16 protein-coding genes and 1 pseudogene are annotated in these 21,110 nt (G+C 67.4%); 13 read left to right on the forward strand and 4 right to left on the reverse strand.

All coding sequences use genetic code 11. The features are described from left to right. Positions 1–104 precede the first annotated feature (104 nt). Positions 105–407 (forward strand): DUF3817 domain-containing protein, encoded by a 303-nt coding sequence (locus tag POS15_RS06420; protein ID WP_037553548.1) that lies wholly within the window; start codon positions 105–107, stop codon positions 405–407. 47 nt (positions 408–454) lie between these two features. On the opposite strand, the gene POS15_RS06425 is transcribed toward POS15_RS06420, so the two are convergent. From POS15_RS06425 to POS15_RS06440, 4 genes and pseudogenes are all read right to left on the reverse strand, one after another. Continuing rightward, entirely contained in the window at positions 455–778 is a 324-nt protein-coding gene (locus POS15_RS06425) for a thioredoxin family protein (protein WP_019184611.1), read from the reverse strand. Next, positions 772–1,236, reverse strand: coding sequence for a flavodoxin (locus POS15_RS06430; RefSeq protein ID WP_046274389.1), 465 nt, complete (start codon positions 1,234–1,236; stop codon positions 772–774). The genes POS15_RS06425 and POS15_RS06430 overlap by 7 nt, the downstream gene beginning before the upstream one ends. A 12-nt stretch (positions 1,237–1,248) precedes the next feature. Continuing rightward, entirely contained in the window at positions 1,249–2,289 is a 1,041-nt protein-coding gene (locus POS15_RS06435; RefSeq protein WP_019184609.1) for a ribonucleotide-diphosphate reductase subunit beta, read from the reverse strand. 133 nt (positions 2,290–2,422) lie between these two features. Beyond that, a pseudogene (locus POS15_RS06440) lies at positions 2,423–4,723 on the reverse strand (ribonucleoside-diphosphate reductase subunit alpha); the annotation flags it as partial. A gap of 548 nt (positions 4,724–5,271) precedes the next feature. On the opposite strand from POS15_RS06440, the gene POS15_RS06445 reads away from it, so the two are divergent. The 12 genes from POS15_RS06445 to POS15_RS06500 all read left to right on the forward strand — a co-directional run bounded on the left by POS15_RS06445 (position 5,272) and on the right by POS15_RS06500 (position 21,107). Continuing rightward, positions 5,272–6,471: an MFS transporter gene (locus POS15_RS06445; protein WP_046274388.1), complete on the forward strand. Its 1,200-nt coding sequence runs from the start codon at positions 5,272–5,274 to the stop codon at positions 6,469–6,471. Further along, a complete protein-coding gene (locus POS15_RS06450; protein WP_284129238.1) occupies positions 6,468–7,646 on the forward strand; it encodes an isochorismate synthase in 1,179 nt (392 codons plus the stop codon). The genes POS15_RS06445 and POS15_RS06450 overlap by 4 nt, the downstream gene beginning before the upstream one ends. 16 nt (positions 7,647–7,662) lie before the next feature. Further along, positions 7,663–9,315, forward strand: a complete 1,653-nt coding sequence (locus tag POS15_RS06455) for an AMP-binding protein (RefSeq protein WP_046274386.1) — start codon at positions 7,663–7,665, stop codon at positions 9,313–9,315. Continuing rightward, positions 9,315–9,950, forward strand: a complete 636-nt coding sequence (locus POS15_RS06460; protein WP_046274385.1) for an isochorismatase family protein — start codon at positions 9,315–9,317, stop codon at positions 9,948–9,950. The genes POS15_RS06455 and POS15_RS06460 overlap by 1 nt, the downstream gene beginning before the upstream one ends. Next, positions 9,947–10,198 carry a phosphopantetheine-binding protein gene (locus POS15_RS06465; RefSeq protein WP_019184603.1) on the forward strand — a complete coding sequence of 84 codons (252 nt, stop codon included), beginning with the start codon at positions 9,947–9,949 and terminating at the stop codon, positions 10,196–10,198. Before POS15_RS06460 ends, POS15_RS06465 begins: the two co-directional genes overlap by 4 nt. Then, a complete protein-coding gene (locus tag POS15_RS06470) occupies positions 10,195–14,106 on the forward strand; it encodes a non-ribosomal peptide synthetase (RefSeq protein WP_019184602.1) in 3,912 nt (1,303 codons plus the stop codon). The genes POS15_RS06465 and POS15_RS06470 overlap by 4 nt, the downstream gene beginning before the upstream one ends. Then, on the forward strand, positions 14,103–14,873 hold the full coding sequence (locus POS15_RS06475; protein ID WP_019184601.1) for a 2,3-dihydro-2,3-dihydroxybenzoate dehydrogenase: 771 nt from the start codon (positions 14,103–14,105) through the stop codon (positions 14,871–14,873). The genes POS15_RS06470 and POS15_RS06475 overlap by 4 nt, the downstream gene beginning before the upstream one ends. Positions 14,874–15,095: 222 nt before the next feature. Then, positions 15,096–15,725, forward strand: a complete 630-nt coding sequence (locus POS15_RS06480; RefSeq protein ID WP_019184600.1) for a response regulator transcription factor — start codon at positions 15,096–15,098, stop codon at positions 15,723–15,725. A 265-nt stretch (positions 15,726–15,990) separates the two neighbouring features. After that, the gene (locus POS15_RS06485; protein ID WP_019184599.1) at positions 15,991–16,494 is read left to right on the forward strand and encodes a CS1 type fimbrial major subunit; all 504 of its coding nucleotides are present in this window, start codon (positions 15,991–15,993) and stop codon (positions 16,492–16,494) included. A gap of 49 nt (positions 16,495–16,543) precedes the next feature. Continuing rightward, complete coding sequence (locus POS15_RS06490) at positions 16,544–19,267, forward strand: TcfC E-set like domain-containing protein (protein WP_284129239.1); 2,724 nt, start codon at positions 16,544–16,546, stop codon at positions 19,265–19,267. Beyond that, on the forward strand, positions 19,264–20,394 hold the full coding sequence (locus tag POS15_RS06495) for a CfaE/CblD family pilus tip adhesin (RefSeq protein ID WP_284129240.1): 1,131 nt from the start codon (positions 19,264–19,266) through the stop codon (positions 20,392–20,394). Before POS15_RS06490 ends, POS15_RS06495 begins: the two co-directional genes overlap by 4 nt. A 17-nt stretch (positions 20,395–20,411) precedes the next feature. Further along, complete coding sequence (locus POS15_RS06500; RefSeq protein WP_284129241.1) at positions 20,412–21,107, forward strand: pilus assembly protein; 696 nt, start codon at positions 20,412–20,414, stop codon at positions 21,105–21,107. The last annotated feature ends 3 nt before the right edge of the window (positions 21,108–21,110 follow it).

The following is a 21,110-nucleotide window of genomic DNA, read 5'->3' on the forward strand; positions in this document are numbered from 1 at the left end:
TGATCGAGTGAGAATGGTTCGCATCAAGCGCCGTCAATGGCTATGATGCGGGTCCTTCCGCCACGCTCGAGCCTGCCTTGAAGACTGCTTCGCCACTCAGCCCGATGGGCCGCGTCTTCGCCACGGTGGCTTTCGTCGAAGCCCTGACGTGGGCCGGCCTGTTGATCGGCATGTATTTCAAGTACCACGCAGCGGATCCAACGCCGGTCGGCGTCAAGGTGTTTGGACCGGTGCACGGCGTCGCCTTCATGGTCTACGTCGTGGTGTCGGTCCTGGCTGCAATCCGCTTGCGTTGGCCGTGGTGGGCCGCACTGCTGGCACTGGCCGCGGCGGTGCCGCCGCTGGTCACGCTGCCGCTGGAATGGTGGTTCAAGCGCCGGGGGCTGTTGTCCGCGCCGCTGCGTTGAAGCCCCCACGGTAAGCCCGCGCAATCGCGGGCCTACCGTCCAGGGCGTCACCCCGCGCCCAACACCGCCAGGATCTGCTTCGGCGTCTGGAACCCCGCCAGTCGGGCGGTTTCGTGACCGTCGCGCACCACCAGCAGCGTCGGTGTCTGGCGCAACCCCAGTTCGCGGAACAAGCCCTCACCCACGGTTTCCAGCTTCACCTTCAACACTGTCATCCCGGCGTCCGCGATGGCGCCGGAGACACTGGCCAACGACATCTCCAGCATCCGGCACCCGGGGCAATCGTCCTTGTGGAAGTCCACCAGCAGCGCAGGGTGTTCGCGCAGGGCGGCGTGGTAATCCTCAGCGGTCCGGGCGTGCAGGGTCAGCATGTCGTGGATGTCTCGGTAGTGGCCAACACGGCGTCGGTCCAGTGGTGGATGGCGTGGGTGTCGGCGGCGCCGTGCGGCATCTGCTCGATCTCCAGCACGGGGTACGGGGAGTGGAAGAAGCGCGCCAGGCGGTGCGCGGCGCCGCAGTAGTACTCTTCGCCCCATTGGGTCTCGCCGGTGCCGAATACCGCGGCCGGGAAGGGCAGGGGCAACCCGAAACGATCCCGCAGCGCGGCCGCGCAGTCCTTCATTTCCGCCGGGGTGCGCCCGGCGTTGTCGGTCCATGAGCCAAGCAGGCACAGGGCGGGGGGATCGGCGGGCAAGGCCAGGGCGATGTCGCCGGCATCGACGTCGAGCCAGTCCACGCGGTGGCCCAGCGCTTCGCAGCGGGCCCGGACCAGCATGGCGACCTCGCGGGTGTTGCCGCTCAGCGAGGCGAAGGCCAGCAGGATATGCATCGGCATGCGTCCTTACAGATCGTCGAAACCGTTGTCCGAATTGGTCTTCTTGTAGCTGGCGTTGCGCATCTCGAAGAAGTCGGTCTTGGTTTCGGTGAAGTTGTCGGCGTAGGCCTTGATCCACGGCATCACGTTGACGTTGGTCTCGCTGTACAGCTTCTCGATCCCGAGCATGCCGGCCATCTTGTTGGCGCGGTACTTCACGTAGCAGATCATCTCGTCCACATCGATGCCGTCGATGCCGTCGAGCACTTCCCCGGTCCAACGCGTCTCCAGCTGGATGGCGTGCTCAAAGGCCTCGTGTACGTAGGCGGTCAGCTGCTCGCCCTGCAGGGCAGGGTTCTCACCGATGATGGCGCGGATCAGTTCGCTGATGAACTTGGTGTGGGCCAGCTCGTCGCGGTTGATGAAGCTGATGATCTTGCCGGTGCCGGTCATGCGGTTCTGGCGGACCAGGTTGTAGAAGAACGCGAAGCCCGAGTAGAAGTTGATGCCTTCCAGGATCGAGGACTGGATCAACGCGCGGATCAGCGTCTCGGCGGTCTTCTCGCGCATGAAGTCATCGTAGGACTGCATGATCGGCGCATTGCGGGCCAGGATGGTCGGGTGGGTACGCGCGATCTCGAACACCCGGTTCTGGTCGGCCAGGCCGGCGATCGAGGCCAGCACGTAGCTGTAGCTTTCGTTGTGGATCACTTCCTGCTGGCCGATGATCGCGGCGTTGGCGTGCGCGGCCGGATCGGTGATGTACTCGGCGACGTTGTAGATGAAGCGCGTCTGCGGGGAATCCAGCGTGGCGAGCAGGCCGATGATCGAGTCGTAGGCGTTCTTCTCGCGGGCATTGAGCTCACCGTACTGGCGCGCGTCACCCTTCATGTCGACTTCGTCGGGAATCCAGAAGTTGGTCGAGAGCTCCTTGTACGCCCGGTAGAACGACGGGTAGGGGATGTCGTTCCAGTTGAGGATGCCACTGGTGCGGCCGTTGATGATGCCGGTGGAGCGGTTGGGGTGGCGCGGTTCGAGGATCTTGATGCGTTCGAGGGGGATGGCCATGGGGGGTGTGTCCTGGAGCAGAGCCCCCTGAGTCAGGGGGCGGCCGCGAAGCGGCGGGGGTCTGGGTGGTTGTAATGCGGGGCCCATGGTTTGCACAGCGAACCATGGGAGCGTCAGCGCGAATGCGATGCGCCTACCCGCACCATTCGCATTCGGCGATGTCGATATCGTTGGAGCGCACGTAGTAGGTCGTCTTCAGGCCTTCGCGCCAGGCACTCATGTGCAGCGCGAGCAGGGTGCTGGCGCGGATGGTGCTGGGCACGTACAGGTTGAAGCTGATCGACTGATCCACGTGGCGCTGGCGGCGGGCGTTCTGGCGGATGCTGGCGAACTGGTCGACCCGGTAGGCGCCTTTCTCGTAGTACGGATAGGTCTCCAGCGACAGGTCCGGCGCAGCCACCGGCCGGCGGAAGTCCTTCTTTTCTTCGTAGTAGAAGGCGCCGTACACCGGGTCGATCGAGGCCGTGGAGCCGGCGATCTGGGCGGTGCTCATGTTCGGGGCCACCGCCATCAGCCAGCCATTGCGCAGGCCGTTGACGCCGACCTGCGCGGCCAGTTCGCGCCAGGCCGGGCTGTCATAGCCACGGGCGCGGAAGTACTCGCCGTTCTGCCACTCGCTGCCGACGAACGCGCTGTAGCGCCCCTTTTCCTTGGCCAGGGTCATGCTGGCCTGGATGGTGAGGTAGTTGATGCGCTCGTACAGGCTGTCGGCATAGTCCTCAGCCTGGGGCGAGTTCCACTCGATCTGCTGCAGGGCCAGCAGGTGGTGCCAGCCGAAGGTACCCAGCCCGATCGCGCGGTACTTGCGGTTGGTGATGGTCGCCTGCGGCACCGGCAGCTGGTTGAGGTCGATCACGTTGTCCAGCATCCGCACCTGGATCGGCACGAGGCGCTCGAGCACGTCGCTGGTCAGCAGGTCCGGCGCGGCCGTGACCGCACGGCCCAGGTTGATCGAGGACAGGTTGCACACCACGAAATCGCCGGCCTGTCTGGTCGTCACGATCTGGTCGCCGCTGATCATCTCCTGGATCATGCGGGTGGGGCTCATGTTCTGCAGGATCTCGGTGCACAGGTTGCTGGAGTAGATGCTGCCGGCATGCTTGTTCGGGTTCTTCCGGTTCACTTCGTCCCGGTAGAACATGAAGGGATTGCCGGTCTCCAGCTGACTCACCATGATCCGCTTGAACAGGTCGATGGCCTTGATCGTGCGCCGGCTGATCCGTTCATCGGCCACGACCTCCTCGTACTTCTCGCGGAAGCTGCCCTGGCCGCGCTGCTCATCGTGGAAATCCTGCAGGTACCAGCCCTTGATCCGCTTCACCTCGTACGGATCGAACAGGTACCAGTCGCCACGGCGCTCCACCGCTTCCATGAACAGGTCGGGCAGGCACACCGAGGTGAACACGTCGTGCGCGCGCAGGCGCTGGTCGCCGTTGTTCAGGCGCAGATCGAGGAAGGCCTCGATATCGCGATGCCAGACATCCAGGTACACCGCGATCGCGCCCTTGCGCTGGCCGAGCTGGTCCACGCTCACCGCAGTGTTGTTGAGCTGCTTGATCCACGGCACCACGCCGCCGGAGGAATTGGCCACGCCCCGGATCGATGAGCCCGCCGAGCGCACATAGCCCAGGTACGCACCCACCCCACCACCGTGCTTGGAGACGCGCGCCACGTCGGTGTTGGAGTCGTAGATGCCCTGCAGGCTGTCGTCCACCGTGTCGATGAAGCACGAGGACAGCTGGCCGCCGACCTTGCCAGCATTGGCCAGGGTCGGCGTCGCCACCGTCATGTACAGGTTGGACAGCGCCCAGTAGGCCTCGCGCACCAGCAGCATGCGCCGGCGCCGCGAGCGTTCGCCATGCTCGTGTTCGTGCTGCATCAGGTACAGCGCGATGGTCAGCCAGCGTTCCTGCGGCAGCTCGTACACCGCACGGGAGTGATCGGTGGCCAGGTACCGGGTCGCCAGCAGGTACAGCCCGTTGTAGGCGAACAGCGTGTCGCGCTCGGGCTCGATCATCTGCCCGGCTTCCTCCAGTTCATCCTTGGAATACGCCTTGAGGATGTCGATCGAGTAGACGTTGCGGTCGGCCAGGCTTTCCTGCAGCCCCACGTACGAGCCGTACTTCAGCGTGGCATCGTAGAAGCGGTTCTTGCTGGCGCGCTTGTACAGCCGCCGCAGGTAGAGGCGGGCGGCGAAGTGCTCCCAGTCCGGTGCGGTCAGGTCGATGCGTGATTCGGCCTCGCGGATCAGCAGGTCCACCATCTCATCGGCGCTGAGCTGCTGCCGCCGGGCGATCTGCCCGAGCACGCTGCGCAGATAGTCGGCCACGTCCAGTTGCGGGAACTCGGTATGCACGCTGTGCACCGTGCGTTCCAGCCGCGGCTGGTCGAAGGGCATGCGTCGGTTGCCGCCCTCCTTGGTGATCCACAGTGTTTCACCGCCGGTGGCGGCATCCAGGGCGGTGTCGGTGGGTGGGGTGGCGGTCGAGGCGACGGTGTCGTCGGTGTTCATGCGTTCTCCATGCATGGCGCAGTGCCCAGCAGGCGGCGCGGCAGAGCCGTGCGGCAGCCGGACAGAAGGCGTGATTGGTGGGCAGGCCCTGCGTGTGCAGGAATACGTCGCCAGAGGCTCACATCGGTGGCAACGGGCCTTGCTTCCAGGCGCCGGTCAGGGATACGACGGGGCGTTCTACTACGGCGCGGCGTCGTGACGGTGCACCGGGCCTGGCGGAAGCGGGGAGCCGATGGACACAACATAGTGGGGTCGTGGTGGATCGTCAACCGCAGATGTAGTGCTTTTTTGTCGCAGGGGCGGCGGCCCCGGCGACATGAACATCCCGTACAGACTGCACTATCAAACGCAAATGCGAGCCGTTATCATTTGATGGATCACAGGGCGGTGATGCATTCGCAACCGGATGGCAGAACCGCGCGCGCCCCGGCGCACCGCGTGGTTCAACTTCTTATTGGCTGTGGTGTTCAATGTCTGCACGTCCTGTCGTATCCGGTTTGCCCGCCCTCGTTTCCGCCGCGCTGCTCGGCACCATGGCAATGATGGCGTTCGTGTCCGTGATCGGCCCGGTGGTGCGGGTGTTGGGCCTGGCCGAATGGCACGCCGGGCTGTCGGTCACCGCGGCCGGCGTGTTGTGGATGCTCGCCGCCCGCCGTTGGGGGGCGCTCAGCGATCGCATCGGCCGCAAGCGCGTGCTGCTGATCGCACTGGCCGCTTACGCAGTGATCTATCTGGGGCTGGCGGTCTTCGTGGATGTGGCGCTGACTTCACCGCCGGCTATCTGGGTTTCGGTGCTGGTGCTGGTCGGCACGCGTGCTCTGGTCGGCCTGTTCTACGCCGCCGTGCCACCGACCGCCGCAGCCATCGTTGCCGACCAGGCTGCGCCGGGGCAGCGCGGCAGCGTGATGGCCAAGCTCGGCACCGCCAATGCGCTGGGCATGGTGCTGGGTCCTGCCGCCGCCGGCTGGATCGCCTACAAGAACCTCTCCCTCACGCTGTATGTGGCCGCGCTGTTGCCGCTGCTGTCGTTGTTGATGATCTGGTGGCGCCTGCCGAACACCCCGCCGGTCGCCCCGACGCACAACGGCCCCAAGCCAACGCTGGGGCTGGGCGATGCACGCCTGCGGCTGCCGTTGCTGGCCGTGTTCGCCGCGATGATCTCGGTGACCATCGCCCAGGTCACGGTCGGCTTCTTCGCCATCGACCGCCTTCAACTGTCGCCGGCAGATGGCGCACGCATGGCCGGGCTGGCGCTGACCGCGGTCGGCGTCGGCCTGATCTTCGCCCAGGGCCTGGTGATGAAGCTCAAGGACATCCGCCCCACGCGCTGGATCGTGGTCGGCGCGCTGATCTCCGGTCTCGGCTTTGCGTCGGTCGCGCTGGTCAGCGTGCCGTGGCAGCTGCTGGCCAGCTACGCGGTCGCGGCGTTCGGGATGGGCTTCGTGTTCCCCAACTTCCAGGCGCTGGCCGCCGATTCGGTGGAGGCGCACGAGCAGGGCGCCGCCGCCGGCACCGTGGCGTCGGTGCAGGGCATGGGCATGGTGGTCGGGCCGATGATCGGCACACTGCTGTACCGGTGGTCGCCCAGCGCGCCGTATCTGCTGGTCGGCGCCGTGCTGCTGGTCCTGGCGGTCTCTGCCGCGATCCACCGCCAGCGGGGTGCCGTATGAACGAGATGCTGATCAACCACGGAGCCGACGAGCTGACCCACGCGTCCGCCATCGACATGGCCGACGCCCCGTACTTTCTGTTGCGCAGCCCGCAGCAGGCGCTCGAAGCGCAGGGCGTGCGCGCGCGCCTGCCGTCGGGCCCCACCGCCTCGTTGGCCGAACGTGTAGACGCTTTCTTCGCCGCACCGCGCTCCGGCCCGCGGCTGCTGGTCGGCGCGGTGCCGTTCGATCCCGAGCAGGCCGATGCGTTGTACCAGCCCGATCACGTGTCTGGCCAACCCACGGTGGTCCGCGTTGAAACCCCCACAGTGGTCGGTGACGTGCTGGCTGAACCGCCTGCGCAGGCCTATGCAGGCGCGGTCGCCACCGCCGTCACGGAACTGCAGCGCACCGATAGTGCGCTGGAAAAGGTCGTGCTGGCCCGCAGCCTGCGGGTCACCACCGCGCAGCCACTGCACCCGCGGGTGCTGGCCGCGCGGCTGGGCAGGGATCCGAGCGTGGCCACTTACGTGGTGCCGGTGCCTTCAGAAGGCGGCCCCGGTCCTGCCTGGCTGGTCGGCGCCACTCCCGAGCTGCTGGTCTCCAAACGTGGCGAGCGCGTGCTGTCGCATCCGCTGGCGGGCTCGGCACGTCGTTCGGCCGATCCTGCCGAGGATGCCCGCGCCGCCGAGGCGCTGCTGGCCTCGGCCAAGGACCATGATGAGCACCGCCACGTGGTCGAGGCCATCGTTGAAGCGCTGACGCCGCTGTGCCATCGCGTCGAGGCACAGCCCCAGCCCACGCTGCATGCCACCGCCACCATGTGGCACCTGGGCACGCGCATCCACGGCACCCTCAAGGACGCATCGGTTTCCTCGGCCGCGCTGGTGGCACTGCTGCATCCCACGCCGGCGGTGTGCGGGACACCACGCCACCCCGCACTGGCGCTGATCCGCCAGGCTGAACCGGTCGCGCGCGGTTTCTATGCCGGCGCAGTCGGCTGGACCGATGCCCGGGGCGATGGCGACTGGTACGTGGCGATCCGCTGTGCGCGCGTGCAGGGCACGCAGGTGCGCCTGTATGCCGGTGCCGGCATCGTCGCGGGCTCGCAACCCGATCTCGAAGTGGCCGAAACGGCTGCCAAGTTCATGGCCCTGCTGACCGCGCTCGGCGTCCATGACGTTCGTCCATTCTGATGTGCGGGAGTTGTCCATGAACGCATCCTTCTCTTCCTCCCGGGTGCCGCTGCGCCAGGTCTGGCCGCCGGCCCTGGTCGCGCGCTATCGTGCCGCCGGCCATTGGCGTGGCGAGACCTTCCCGGGCTTCCTGCGCGAACGTGCCGAACGCTTTGCCGGGGATATCGCGGTGGTCGGGGGGGATACCCGCCTGACATATGCCCAGCTGTGGCAGGAAGCCGGCCGCATCGGCGCCGGCCTGCTCGCGCAGGGCCTGGCCCCGGGCGACCGGGTCGTGGTCCAGCTTGGCAACGTGCCCGAGTTCATCACCGTGGTGTGCGGGTTGTTCCGCGCCGGGCTGATTCCGGTCTACGCATTGCCTGCGCACCGCATCACCGAAGTCGCGCATTTCGCCCGCAAGGCCGAGGGCAGTGCCTATGTCGCTGCAGCGAGCTACGACGGTTTCGACTACCGCACGCTGGCGCGCGATCTCCAGGCGCAGGTGCCGGCAGTGCAGCACGTCATCATCGTGGGTGAGGGCGCCGGGTTCACCGCGCTGGAGGCTCTGGCAGGCGATCTCGAGCGGCTGCCACCCGATCCGGATCCGCAGTCCGTGGCGTTCCTGCAGATCTCCGGCGGCAGCACCGGCCTGTCCAAGTTGATCCCGCGCACGCATGACGACTACCTGTATTCATTCCGCGCCAGCAATGCGATCTGCGGCATCACCCAGGACAGCGTCTATCTGGTCGCGCTGCCTGCCGCGCACAATTTCCCGATGAGCTCGCCCGGCTTCTTCGGCACGTTGTATGCCGGTGGCCGGGTGGTGCTCAGCCCGGGCGCCGGCCCGGAGACTGCGTTCGCCCTGATCGCACGCGAACGGGTCACCTGCGTCGGCCTGGTGCCGCCGCTGGCCCTGCTATGGGCGCAGGCGGCCGCGACGACCACGCAGGATCTGTCCAGCCTGCAGGTAGTGCAGGTCGGTGGCGCCAAGCTGGTGCCGGAAGCGGCACGCCGCGTGATCGCCGGGCTGGGCTGCACGCTGCAGCAGGTGTTCGGCATGGCCGAGGGGCTGGTCAACTACACCCGCCTGCACGACAGCGAAGAGATCATCGTCTCCACGCAGGGCCGCCCGATCAGCGAGGACGATGAAGTGCTGGTGGTCGACGACCACGGTCATCCCGTCGCAGAAGGTGAGACCGGGCATCTGCTCACCCGCGGCCCGTACACCATCCGCTGCTACCACAACGACCCGGCGGCCAATGCGCGCGCCTTCACCGAGGACGGTTTCTACCGTACCGGCGACATGGTGCAGCGCCTGCCCGGCGGTTATCTGGTCGTGCAGGGCAGGGCCAGCGATCACATCAACCGGGCCGGCGAGAAGATTTCCGCCGAAGAAATCGAAGACCATCTGCTGGCGCACCCCAGCGTGTTCGATGCGGCCGTGGTCTCGATTCCCGACGCCTACCTGGGCGAGCGCAGCTGCGCCTTCATCATTGCCCAGGGTGAGCCGACCAAGGCCGCCAGCCTCAAGGCCTGGGTGCGCAGCCGCGGCCTGGCCGCGTTCAAGGTGCCGGACCAGATCGTGTTCGTCGATGCCTTCGGCACCACGGCGGTCGGCAAGATCAGCCGCCGCGAGCTGCGTGCCCAGTTGCGCGAACGGTTCATGCAACAGACAGGAGAAACGCGCTGATGGCGCTGCCAACGATCCAACCGTACCCCCTGCCGACCCAGGCCGAGTTGCCCACCCCGCGCGGCGCCTGGCAGCCCCAGAGCGAGCGCTTGGCGCTGCTGGTACATGACATGCAGCGGTACTTCCTGGCCGCGTTCGCGCCGGACACCGCACCGCTGGCGCCGGCCGTGGCCAACATCGCGCGCCTGCTCGCGCATTGCCGTGCGCGTGGCATCCCGGTGTTCTATACCGCCCAGCGCGGCCACCAGGACCGCCGCGATCGCGGCCTGCAGGCGGATCTGTGGGGCCCGGGCATGTCCGCAACCGACGAGCACGAAGCCATCATCGAGGCGGTGGCACCGCAGCCGGGCGACCATGTGCTGGTCAAACACCGCTACAGCGCCTTCCAGCGCAGCAACCTGGAAACGATGATGCGCGCCCGTGGCCGCGACCAGTTGCTGGTCACTGGTGTCTATGCGCACATCGGCTGCACCGCCACCGTGGCCGAAGGCTTCCAGCGCGACATCGAGAGCTTCATCGCTGCCGATGCCGTCGCCGATTTCTCGCGCGCCGACCACGACCTGGCCCTGCATTGGATCGCCCGTACCTGCGGCATCCCGATGACCACCGATCACCTGCTGGAGACGCTCGCATGACCGCACTCACCCTGGAGCGCATGCGCGCCGATGTCGCCGAGATGATCGGCGAAGCGCCCGAGGACATCCGCAACGATGAGAACCTGATGGACCTGGGGCTCGATTCGATGCGGGTACTGGGGCTGGTACTGGCCTGGGGCAACACCGGTATCGCGCTGGAGTTCAGCCACCTGGCCGAGCACACCACGCTGGGCGGCTGGTGGACGGTGGTGCAGCGCCTGCAGGCCCAGGCCGCGGCTGGCGCATGAACGCACGTGCGGTGCCGAGTCCGGACGCGCGCCTCGTTCGCGGGCTGAGCGAGGCCCAGGCCGGGTTGTGGTACGCCCAGCGCCTGGCGCCGGACAATCCCGCCTTCAATACCGCCCATGCGGTGTGGATCGAGGGCGGACTGGACGTGGCTGCATTCGTGCGCGCTGCGGATCAGGCCGCGCATGAATCCGACGCGCTGGCATTGCGTATCGTCGAAAACGCACAGGGCCTGCCCGAACAGTGGGTGGACCGGCAGCACACGCCCGCGCTGCAGGTGGTGGATCTGTCCGGCCATCCGGACCCGGCCGCCGCCGCCCGCGAGGCGATGCAGCGCGACCGGCTCAGCCCGGTCGATCCCGCCCGCGACCGGCTCAGCCAGCAGCGCCTGTTCCTGCTCGGCGCGGGCCGCAGCGTCTGGTACCTGCGCGTGCATCACCTGGCGACCGATGGCTACGGCATGGGCCTGCTCACCGAGCGGGTCTGCGCGCTGTACGCAGGCAACGCCGCACAGGGCGCGCTGGCGCCGCTGCCGCCGGTGCTCGATGAAGACGCGCAGTATCGTGACAGCGAGCGCCGCACGCGCGACGCCGCATACTGGCGTGAGCTCATGGCCGATGCACCGGCGGCCGCGGGTCTGCAGGCTGGCCTCGGAGCCGCGGCGGCGGATGCACTGCGCCACGTGGCGCCCATCGATCCCACACTGCGGGCGCGCCTGCACACCGCAGCCGCCGCCATCGGCCAGCCCTGGCCGGATCTGCTCACCGCGCTCGGCGCCGAGTACTGCCGCCGCATCAGTGGCGAAACCGAGGCGGTGATCGGCGTCCCGTTCATGGGCCGCCTGGGCAGCGTCTCGGCCCGCGTCCCGGCGATGGTGATGAATGTACTGCCCCTGCGGCTCAAGGCCGGCGAGGGCAGCGTGGACACCTTCGTACGCGACGTCGCCCTGCGGCTGATGCGCGGCCGTCGCCACGGACGCTACCGCGGTGAACAACTGCGTCGCGATCTCGGCTTGATTGGTGGCCAGCGTCGCCTGCATGGCCCGCTGGTCAATGTGCAGCCGTTCTATCGGCCGCTGCAGCTGGACGGCGTGCACGCGACACTGGAGATTCTGTCCACCGGCCCGGTTGACGACGTGACGCTGGGCTTTCGTGGCGATGGCGCCGCCGTGCTCGATCTGGAGATCGAGGCCAACCCGGCGCTGTATACCCGCGCGCAGGTGCGGGCCCATGCCGCACGCCTGCTGCATTTCGTGTCGGCCGCACTGGACGTGCAGGCTGCCGGTGGCCCCATCGCCTCGGTGCCGTTGTGCACGCCGGAGGAGGCCCAGCGCTATCTCTACGAGGTCAACGCCACCGCACATCCGGTGCCCGAGGTCAGCCTCGCCGCGCTGATCACCGCTCGCATGGCGCGCACGCCCGACGCCGTGGCCGTGGTCTACGGCGCGCAGCAGCTGACCTTCGCCGAGCTGGAGCAACGCAGCCGGGCGCTGGCGCTGCACCTGCAGGCACAGGGCGCCGGCCGCGAGGCGAGGGTGGTCGTGGCACTGCCGCGCTCGCTTGAACTGGTCATCGCGCTGGTCGCCGTGCTGCGCGCGGGCGGAGCTTACCTGCCGGTGGACCTGGCCCACCCGGATGAGCGCCTGGCGCGGATCCTGCGCTCGGCCGGGCCGGTCTGCGTACTGGCGCTGGAGCAGGACCGCCACCGGTTCCCCGGGATGACGGTGCTCCCCCCGGCGCAGTGGCCGCACGCCAGCGACGGCCCGCTCGGCACCGTGCCGCAGCCGGACGATGCCGCCTACGTCATCTACACCTCCGGCTCCACGGGCGAGCCCAAGGGCGTGCTGATCGAGCACCGCGCCATCGTCAATCGCCTGGAATGGATGCGCACGCATTACGGTGTCCAGCCCGACGATCGTATCCTGCAGAAAACCCCGGCCACCTTCGATGTCTCGGTCTGGGAGTTCTTCCTGCCGTTGATCAGTGGCGCCACCCTGGTGGTCGCACCGCCCGAGGCGCACCGTGATCCACTCGCCTTGGCCGCGTTGATCCGCGAGCACTCGATCACCACGCTGCATTTCGTGCCGTCGATGCTGGCCGCGTTCCTGGCTGCGCCATCGGCCCGTGGGCTGCAACTGCGCCGGGTCTTCACCAGTGGCGAAGCGCTGGATGCCGCCTTGCGCGATCGCTTCCATGCCACGGTCCAGGCCGAGCTGCACAATCTGTATGGGCCGACCGAAGCTGCCGTGGATGTGAGCTGGTGGCCGGCCAGTCGCGACGACGCCTCCCAGCCCGTGCCGATCGGTTTCCCGGTCTGGAATACGCGGCTGTACGTACTTGATGCGCGGATGCAGCCGCTGCCACCCGGTGTCGCAGGGGATCTGTACCTGGGCGGGGTGCAGCTGGCGCGCGGCTACCTCGGCCGCGACGACCTCACCGCCGAGCGCTTCCTGGCCGATCCCTTCGTACCCGGCAACCGCCTGTATCGCACCGGCGATGTGGCGCGCTGGCGTGAGGATGGGGCGGTGGAATACCTCGGTCGCAACGATCATCAGATCAAGCTGCGCGGCCTGCGCATCGAACTTGGCGAGATCGACGCCGCCCTGCGCACGGCACCCGGCGTCAGCCGGGCCGACGTCCTGCTGCGCGAAGATCGCCCCGGCGAGCCGCGGCTGGTGGCCTACCTCAATGCGGGCAGCCCGCAGGCGGATGAGCTGCGCACCCACCTGGCCACCCGCCTGCCGGATTACATGGTGCCCAGCGCATTCGTTGTACTGGAGCACTGGCCGGTCACCGCCAACGGCAAGCTGGATCGTGCCGCGCTGCCGGCCCCGGCGCAGCGTGTATCCGAGGGTGTGGCGCCGCGCACCGGCACCGAACAGGCGCTGGCGCAGCTGTTCGCCGAGACCCTGGGGCTGGGCAGCCCGATCGGTGCCGACGCCGACTTTTTCGCCCTGGGCGGTGACTCGCTCAGCGCCGTGCACCTGCTGCTGGCGATCCAGCAGCGCTGGCGCTGCGATCTCGGCCTCGGCGCGGTGTTCGCCGCCCCCACGGTTGCGGCGCTGGCCGCCCGTATCGACGCGCCGCCAGCGGCCACCGATCACGGCCTGGCGCCGATGATCCAGCTGGCCGCTGGTGACGCTGCGCTGGCGCCGCTGTTCGTGATCCACCCGGCCGGTGGTATCGCCTGGAATTATCGTGACCTGGCCCGGGCGCTCGCCCCGGCTCGCGAGGTGCAGGGCCTGCAGTCGCCCGTGCTTGATCCTGCCCAGCCACTGCCGGCCAGCATCGAGGCACTGGCGGCCAGCTACGCCGAGCGCATCCTCGCGCTGGGCCGGCCCGGCCCGGTGCATCTGCTTGGCTGGTCGGTCGGCGGCATCCTTGCCCAGGCGATGGCGGTGCACCTGCGCGCGCTCGGCCACGAGGTCGGCGTACTGGCGCTGCTGGATGCCTATCCCAGCGAGTGCTGGCGTGCCGAACCCGAACCGGATCCGATCGCCGCGCTACGCGCCCTGCTGGCCATCGCCGGCCATGACCCGGAGGCGCATCCCGAGCTGGACAGCCGGGAGCGGATCCTGGCGTTCCTGCGCCGGGGCGACAGCGCGCTGGGCAACCTCCCCGATGTGGTGCTCGATGGGGTGGTGCGTGCGGTCACCGGCACCAACCGGCTGATCCGCGCCCATCACCACACACGTTACGACGGTCGGCTGCTGCACGTCCGTGCCGGCCGCGACCACCTCGACCGCCCGCAGCTGCAATCGGCCCTGTGGCAGGCGCATGCCGCCAGCGTCGAAGCGATTGAACTTCCTTTCCTGCACGCTGAACTCACCGGCCGCGATGCCGTGGCGCAGATCGCGCCATGGCTCGATGCGCAGCTTCAGCGCTCTGAAACGATCAGGACACCCGCATGAAACTCACCGGATTCGACGGCACCATCGCCTTGGTCACTGGCGCGGGCGGCGGGATCGGCGCGGCACTGGCCGAGCACCTTCACGACAGCGGCTGCACCGTGATCGCCACGGATCTGGAGGCCCCCGTGTTCGCCGCGCGGGCAGGGCAGCCGCACATCCACGCCTGCGCGCTGGACGTGAGCGATCCGGTTGCGGTGGAGGCGCTGGTTACCTGGATCGAAGCCAGGATCGGTGCGATCGGCTTTGCCATCAACGTGGCTGGTGTCCTGCAGACCGGCACGGTGGTGGAGACGGATGACGCGCAATGGCGCCGCGTCTTCGCGGTCAATACCGATGGCGTGTTCCACGTCTCGCGTGCCGTCGCACGGGTGATGTCGCCGCGGCGGAAAGGCGCCATCGTCACGGTCAGCTCCAATGCCGCGGGCGTACCCCGGCACGGGATGGCGGCGTATGCGGCATCCAAAGCGGCCGCGACCATGTTCACCCGTTGCCTCGGCCTGGAACTGGCGCCGCTCGGCATCCGCTGCAACATCGTGGCGCCCGGCTCAACCCTGACCCCGATGCAGACCGGGATGTGGGCCGGACCCGAGGGCGAGCAGCGCGTGATTGAAGGGAGTTTGGAAACATACAAGGTAGGCATTCCCCTGCAGAAAATCGCTCGCCCGAATGACATCGTGTACGGGGTCATGTTTCTTCTCTCCGACCAGGCCGGTCATATCGCGATGAGCGATCTCTACGTCGACGGTGGCGCAACGCTGCGCGGTTGAACGGTGGCCAGAACGGAACTACGCCGCAGATTCACGTTTATGCAAGTTGATTCATAGTTTGGGGTGCAGCGCTTCGCCTAAGGTTCACCCGAAACAATCACAACTGCCTGCCGCGTTCCTGCCGGCAGGCCGTTGAGCGAGAGTTTCAGAACGCATTCGTCATCGCCCAGTGTGGCGAGGCCATGCGCCGTGCGCGTGTAACTTCAATTCACGGGCTCTTGCATGAAAAACATACTGATTGCGGACGATCATCCAGTGGTCCGCGTGGGCCTCCAGTGCCTGCTTGCCCGGCACCCCGGGGTACGGGTCATCGGCGAAGCAGCGGATCCCGAGCAACTCGAAGTCCTGCTGGCAGAAAAGACGTGCGACCTGGTCATCACCGACCTGTCCATGCCGTGGGGCGGTCGCCCCGATGGCGTGCGCATGCTGGAAAGCATCCGCCGTGATCACGGCCATGTGCGATTGATCGTCGTCACGTCCTTCACCAACCTGCAGGTGCTTCGAGCGGTGGTGCGGCTGGGCGTGGAGGGCATCCTGGAGAAAACCGGCGGCCTGTCCGACCTGCTGGCCGCAGTGGACTGCGTCCTCGGCGGCCGTACCTATTTCTCCGGTGATCTTGCCCAACGCTTGCGCTCCGGTCGCAACCGCACCGGGCTCAGCTCGCGCGAGAGCGAAGTCATCCGGCTGCTCGCGCACGGCCTGAGTGTCAAGGAAATCGCCGATGTGCACCGGCGAACGATCAGCACCATCAGCCGCCAGAAGGGCGCGGCAATGCGTCGGCTGGGCCTGCGCTCGGACTATGAGCTGCTCGACTACGCAAAATCCACTGGATTGTCTCCCGGCGGGCACTGAGCCGCCGTTGTGGAAGCAGCTGTGCATCGGGAATGCCGCTGATGAGAACCCGGCGACAGCGTCGATATGGGGGCGATCGGCGCGTGCGATTGCACCCATTTTTCCAGTCGATCGTCCAATGCTGCACGCATTTCATTTTTGTCAAGTTGTTGCATGGTGCAACGCAGCTTGCATCTCTATTGTTGCGTCCTGTCCGCAGGCGCCGACGTTCGGCTTCTCTTGCCTGCGTTCAGTTTCTCTACTCATTACGCAAGGAAAGATCGCAATGACTCTGCTCAGGAAACTGTCCCTGGCCGCCGCGCTGGCCACCGTCTCGCTGTCGGCCAACGCCGCCGAATCCCACATCATGGTCTACACCAACGTCGACCTGTCGCTGGCCCTGCTGAAGGCTGATGGCAGCCCGCTGCCCGACATGATGGAAATGACGCATATCCCGGGTGATGGCCTGGCCGCTGTCAGAGAGCGCGTTCGTGTGTTCACCAACGACGAGACCAAGGACATTGAAGTCAATGTGATGCATGACCCGATGCTCGTCATCAAGACCGGAACTGCACCAACGGTCCCGTTGACCGTCAGCCTCAACAAGACACCGTTGTCCGTGGCGCCGAAGGACTTTCTGGCCTCGGACATCTTCGACGGTGCCCTGCCGGGCGCCTCGTTCATCATGGACCTGGATATCGCCCAGGCCACCAAGGCCCCGCTGACCGTCGCCGGTGCCTACGAGGGCATCGTCAGCATCGCCATGAAGCAGAAGACCGCTTCGCCGTAACACCCCGCGCCGGCCCGGCAACGGGCCGGCCGCCTCAGGCATGACACCCATGAAAGTTCCTGTACCGGCCGTCACTCGGCTGGCGGTCGCGCTCGCCTTGTCGTTGGCCATGCCCCTGGTCGCGGCACGCGGCGTTCCGCCCGGCTTCGAGGATCTGGTTGAAGGCCAGATCGAACAACTTGATGTGCGCCTGTTCGCTCGCTCGGCCGGGCTTTCGCCGGTGCGCGTGACCCTGGAACAGGTGCAGCTGGAAGACCCCGCGCGCGTGCTGCAGGCGCTGGATCTTTCCCCCGAGGCGCAGGCGGCGTTGCTGCCCGCGCTGTCGCAGCCCTTGCCGCGCAACAGCCATCTCGCCTGCCGCTATGGCGGGGGCAGTGCCGGCTGTGGCTATCTCGATCCCCCCGAGGACTCCAACACCGTGCGTGCCCTCTATGACGAAGGCGAGGGCGCGGTGCGCCTGTTCGTCGCCCGCCAGTGGATCGCGGCCGAGCCGGCCGCCGAGCGCTTCCATCAGGTCAGCAACAACGCCGAGAACGCGTTCCTGCACCAGCAGACCCTCAATTTCAGCGGTGGCCGCGGCTACCAGGCACTGACCGCCCAAGGCGCGGGTGCGTTGGGCGTGCTGCAACGTGGCCACCTCGCCGTGGACTGGAACTTCAACAGCCAGCAGTACCGCGGTGGCCGCCGCCGCGATGATTTCCAGTTCGACAACGCCTATTACCGCCATGACCTGGGCCAGCAGCATTATCTGCAGGCCGGGCGCATGGACCGCCGCAACCTGTCCAGCCCGCAGGGCGGCACCTTCAGTTTCAGCATGCTGCCGATGGATCGCTTCGCCGGCCTGCGCGTAGGCACCACCCAAGCCTACGTGGATGCCGATGCCGCCGTGCAGGCACTGCCACTGACCGTGCTGCTGGCCCGCGACGCGCGGGTGGACGCTTTCGATGGCGAGCGCCTGCTGCAGACCTTCTACCTGCCGGCCGGCATCAACGAGCTCGACACCCGCCGGTTCCCGTTCGGCAACTACACCGTCACCCTGCGCGTCTACGAAGACGGCCAGCTGGTGCGCAGCGAAGACGCGCCGTTCGACAAGGGCGGCGACTGGACCAACAGCAGCGTGCAGTGGTTCCTGCAGGGCGGCCGCCGCAACGAGCGGCGCAGCGACCGCTTCGACGGCGAGATGGCCGCCATGGCCGGCCTGCGCCTGCCACTGGGCCGCACCACGGCGGTGACCGCCGGCGTCGCCGACCTCGGCGGCTTCAGCTATGGCGAGCTGCGTGTGGACCTGCGCCATGCCTTCGCCACCCAGGACATCCGTGCCACCTTCAGTGGCCTGCAGGGCAGCGACGGCAGCAGTGGCCAGCAGCACCAGCTCTCCTATCGCCGCCATGCCTCGTGGAATCTCTACCAGAAGCGGGTACGCGGCAAGGCCTGTGTGTTCGAGGATGATGCACGCGACCGCTTGGGCTGCGCCGATTCGCTGAGTGCCTCGGTCGCGCTGCCGGTTGCCGGTGGCAGCGCCTACATGGCCTATACCCGCCGCCAGACCTGGAGCCGTGGCTCGCTGCTGCCGGGCGACATCGACGATCCGATGGCCGGGCTCGACCCGGTGCTGCCCCCGTGGCAGCAGCGCTACACGCGCGAGCCGCAGCTCAGCCGCACCTGGCAGGCCAGCTACAGCCGCGTGCAGCGCTGGCAGCAGTTCAGTGTCTCCACCCGGCTCGGCCTGTGGCAGCAGGATACGCGCAGCCGCCTGCGCAACGGCCGCGACCGCGGCATCTACCTCAACGTCAGCCTGACCCGCCTGCAACGCGGCGACCGCGGTAGTTCGCAACGCCGCTATGGCATCGACTTCCGGCAGCCGCAGCACCTGCGGCCGGACGTCAACTACAGCGCCGGCCAGACCGTGCGCCAGGAGATGGACACGCAGTACCGCGAGGCCTCGCTGGACCTGCGCGGCAACAACAACGACCGCTACAGTGCCGCGCTCAGTGCCCAGCTGCAGAACAGCATCGGCCACACCGGCGCCACTCTCGCGCACTACCAGCAGCGCGGTGGCAACGAGATGGCCTACAGCGCCACGCACAGCTCCGGGCTGGCCCTGGGCCGCCGTGGCTTCTATTGGGGCGGCGGCCTGGGCGCCGACGCCGGCCTGGCCGTACAGGTGGATGACACCGACGACCTGGAACTGACCGGCGTGGCCGCCGAGCTGCAGGTGGGCGGGTTGCGCCGGCAGCGCCTGGCGCTGGGCGAGCGCCGCCTGCTGCCGCTGCCGGCCTACCAGACCCACCGCGCCGAAGTTCAGGATGCGAGCGCGCTGACCAGCGATGCCGCCATCCGCGTGACCGGGGTGGGCGGCGCACGGCCGTTGTTCCTCTCTCCCGGCCGGCTGGTGCAGATGCCGGTACCGATCGAGGTGACCTACACCTTCATCGGCAGCGCCCGCGACATCGCCGGCGCGCCACTGCGCGGCGCCCGCATCCTCAACGCGCCGGTGCCCGGTACCGGCGCCAACGGCGGCTTCGTCGCCGATTTCCCGCGCCGCGAACGCACCCTGTACCTGCTGAAGGACGACAACCTGCTGCAGTGCCCGCTGGAGGTTCGCGAGCGCCGCAATGTCGTGATGTTGGTGGGCCAGGTGGAGTGCGCGCCATTGAGCGTGGCCCAGCTGCCCGCCGATATCCGCCAGCAGGCCCGGGTCACCCGCCTGTTGCAGGAGCAGGCGCTGATCGCGGCCGTGCCGCAGACCGCAGCCGCTGGAGGTACGCCATGAACCGGCGTGGCGTGTGGACGGTGATGCTGGTGATGGCGTCGCTGCTGGTGATGCCGCATGCGTGGGGGCAGCGGCCGCCGGAAACCCACCCGGTGAGTGCCACGCAGAACATCGTGATGACGTGGGATCGCTCGGCGATGCCTGGAGAAATCGAGTTGTGGGCGCCACGAACGGTGTTGGCCTACAGCACTGATCCAAGCTTCAATTATGGAGGCGTCCATCTGACCTGCCAGTCGTCTTCGAATTCAACAAACGGAAGTTGTCCGGAGGTAGGCACGGAAGGAGAAGCAGGAGCAGGCCTCATAACGCTCGCGTTCGTTGAGCAGCGCTCGGGGATGCGTACGGAGCTGAGGCTCAGTGGTCACCTCAATCGTGCAATGCCTGGGCGCCGGTGCAGCGGCGACTTCTGGACAAATTTGCCCATTCCCCTATGGTCTGCGTCCGTATGGGAGTGTGCTTCGGAATGGCCGATCGGCACCGGTGCGGGGCTGCACCTTCCAGCCACCGAAGTGAGTCGACTGGTTGCGGGTAGGTGGCGCGCATCCCTCAGTTTGAACGCGCAAGGCGAGATCGGCGGTACACCATTGGCCCGTTATGGTTTCGAGTTCGACCTAACGATCACGGATCGAAACGCTGTCTCGATCTACTTCCCCGGATTTCACAACGTTACGCCGCTGGTACAGCTCAACGCTGCCTACGACCCCATCGGGCAGACCGTGGGTGGACGCACGGTGCTGGAGATGTGCCTGTACGACGGCCTCGGTTCGCAGGCGCAGTATCTCGGCGTGACGGTCCGCGATCGTGGCGGGCATCCGCCCGGTCCCAGCGGCTATTCGCTCTGGCACACCGATGGCGGCACCGACGATACACGGCGCCTGGACTACACCGTCAGTCTCGCCCATAGCGGCGCGACGGTGCGGATGCCCAACGGCGTGGAACAGCAACTGCACGGCATCGACAGCGCCCAGCTGCGCCTGGTGATCCTGCCGGGCATGAGCCAGCCGGTGTTCTGTGTGCCCACGCCGATCACCTTCGATATTCCCCGCGTTCCCATTTCCACCCAGCTGGCCGGCACTTACTTCGGCGAGCTGCAGGTGGAGCTGCGTGTGCCCACCACCACCCCCTGATCCCCCCAGGAAGCCGCATGAAACGACTCGCCGCCTGCCTCATTCCGTTGACGCTGCTGCTGGCGTTGCCAGCCCAGGCCAATCTCACCGTGCATCCGATGCGCGCCTCGGTGGATGGCAAGCGCAGCACCCAGATGCGCATCTATTCACAGTCCACCCAACCGCAGTGCATCCAGGCTTCGCTGCGGCGGATCGTAGATCCTGCCAGCGACCAGGAGCACGAGGTGGAGGTCGAGCCGGGCGAGGCGGCCATCGCCATCACACCCGGGAAATTTGCCCTCGCGGGCGGCGGCAACCGGTTGATCCGGTTGATTCCGCTGCAGCCCGTAGAGGCCGAGACAGCCTACCGCGTCTACTTCGAAGGGGTGCGTGGGCCCGAGGAGACCAGCATCGAGGGCGGTGACGGTGCGCAGGCCAGTATCGGTGTGAATCTGGTCTGGGGTGCGCTGGTCAATGTGCTGCCGGCCGAAGGCACCGTGCAGCCGCGGGTGCAGGGCGATGCGCTGTACAACGACGGCACCCTGCGCCTGGGCATCACCAGCATCGCCGATTGCGAGGGCAGCCGCTGCACCGCTCATGACGTATCGCACAGCCTGTACCCCGGCAGTTCCCTTGCGCTGCCCTTCACGGTGGTGCCCGGCCACACCGTGCAGCTGCGCTATCGGCTCACGCGCGATGGCTATCGCGAACACGTGACCACCCTCACGCCCTGATTT

It is taken from the genome of Stenotrophomonas sp. BIO128-Bstrain, from assembly GCF_030128875.1.
Taxonomy (GTDB): Bacteria; Pseudomonadota; Gammaproteobacteria; order Xanthomonadales; family Xanthomonadaceae; genus Stenotrophomonas; species Stenotrophomonas bentonitica_A.

What these genes read in the sequence shown, in the direction of transcription:
- POS15_RS06490 (WP_284129239.1), top strand. Translation starts at nt 16,544, where the DNA reads ATGAAAGTTCCTGTACCGGCCGTCACTCGGCTGGCGGTCGCGCTCGCC.
- POS15_RS06470 (WP_019184602.1), top strand. Translation starts at nt 10,195, where the DNA reads ATGAACGCACGTGCGGTGCCGAGTCCGGACGCGCGCCTCGTTCGCGGG.
- POS15_RS06485 (WP_019184599.1), top strand. Translation starts at nt 15,991, where the DNA reads ATGACTCTGCTCAGGAAACTGTCCCTGGCCGCCGCGCTGGCCACCGTC.
- POS15_RS06465 (WP_019184603.1), top strand. Translation starts at nt 9,947, where the DNA reads ATGACCGCACTCACCCTGGAGCGCATGCGCGCCGATGTCGCCGAGATG.
- POS15_RS06455 (WP_046274386.1), top strand. Translation starts at nt 7,663, where the DNA reads ATGAACGCATCCTTCTCTTCCTCCCGGGTGCCGCTGCGCCAGGTCTGG.
- POS15_RS06425 (WP_019184611.1), bottom strand. Translation starts at nt 778, where the DNA reads ATGCTGACCCTGCACGCCCGGACCGCTGAGGATTACCACGCCGCCCTG.
- POS15_RS06435 (WP_019184609.1), bottom strand. Translation starts at nt 2,289, where the DNA reads ATGGCCATCCCCCTCGAACGCATCAAGATCCTCGAACCGCGCCACCCC.
- POS15_RS06500 (WP_284129241.1), top strand. Translation starts at nt 20,412, where the DNA reads ATGAAACGACTCGCCGCCTGCCTCATTCCGTTGACGCTGCTGCTGGCG.
- POS15_RS06445 (WP_046274388.1), top strand. Translation starts at nt 5,272, where the DNA reads ATGTCTGCACGTCCTGTCGTATCCGGTTTGCCCGCCCTCGTTTCCGCC.
- POS15_RS06480 (WP_019184600.1), top strand. Translation starts at nt 15,096, where the DNA reads ATGAAAAACATACTGATTGCGGACGATCATCCAGTGGTCCGCGTGGGC.
- POS15_RS06420 (WP_037553548.1), top strand. Translation starts at nt 105, where the DNA reads ATGGGCCGCGTCTTCGCCACGGTGGCTTTCGTCGAAGCCCTGACGTGG.
- POS15_RS06495 (WP_284129240.1), top strand. Translation starts at nt 19,264, where the DNA reads ATGAACCGGCGTGGCGTGTGGACGGTGATGCTGGTGATGGCGTCGCTG.
- POS15_RS06430 (WP_046274389.1), bottom strand. Translation starts at nt 1,236, where the DNA reads ATGCATATCCTGCTGGCCTTCGCCTCGCTGAGCGGCAACACCCGCGAG.
- POS15_RS06450 (WP_284129238.1), top strand. Translation starts at nt 6,468, where the DNA reads ATGAACGAGATGCTGATCAACCACGGAGCCGACGAGCTGACCCACGCG.
- POS15_RS06460 (WP_046274385.1), top strand. Translation starts at nt 9,315, where the DNA reads ATGGCGCTGCCAACGATCCAACCGTACCCCCTGCCGACCCAGGCCGAG.
- POS15_RS06475 (WP_019184601.1), top strand. Translation starts at nt 14,103, where the DNA reads ATGAAACTCACCGGATTCGACGGCACCATCGCCTTGGTCACTGGCGCG.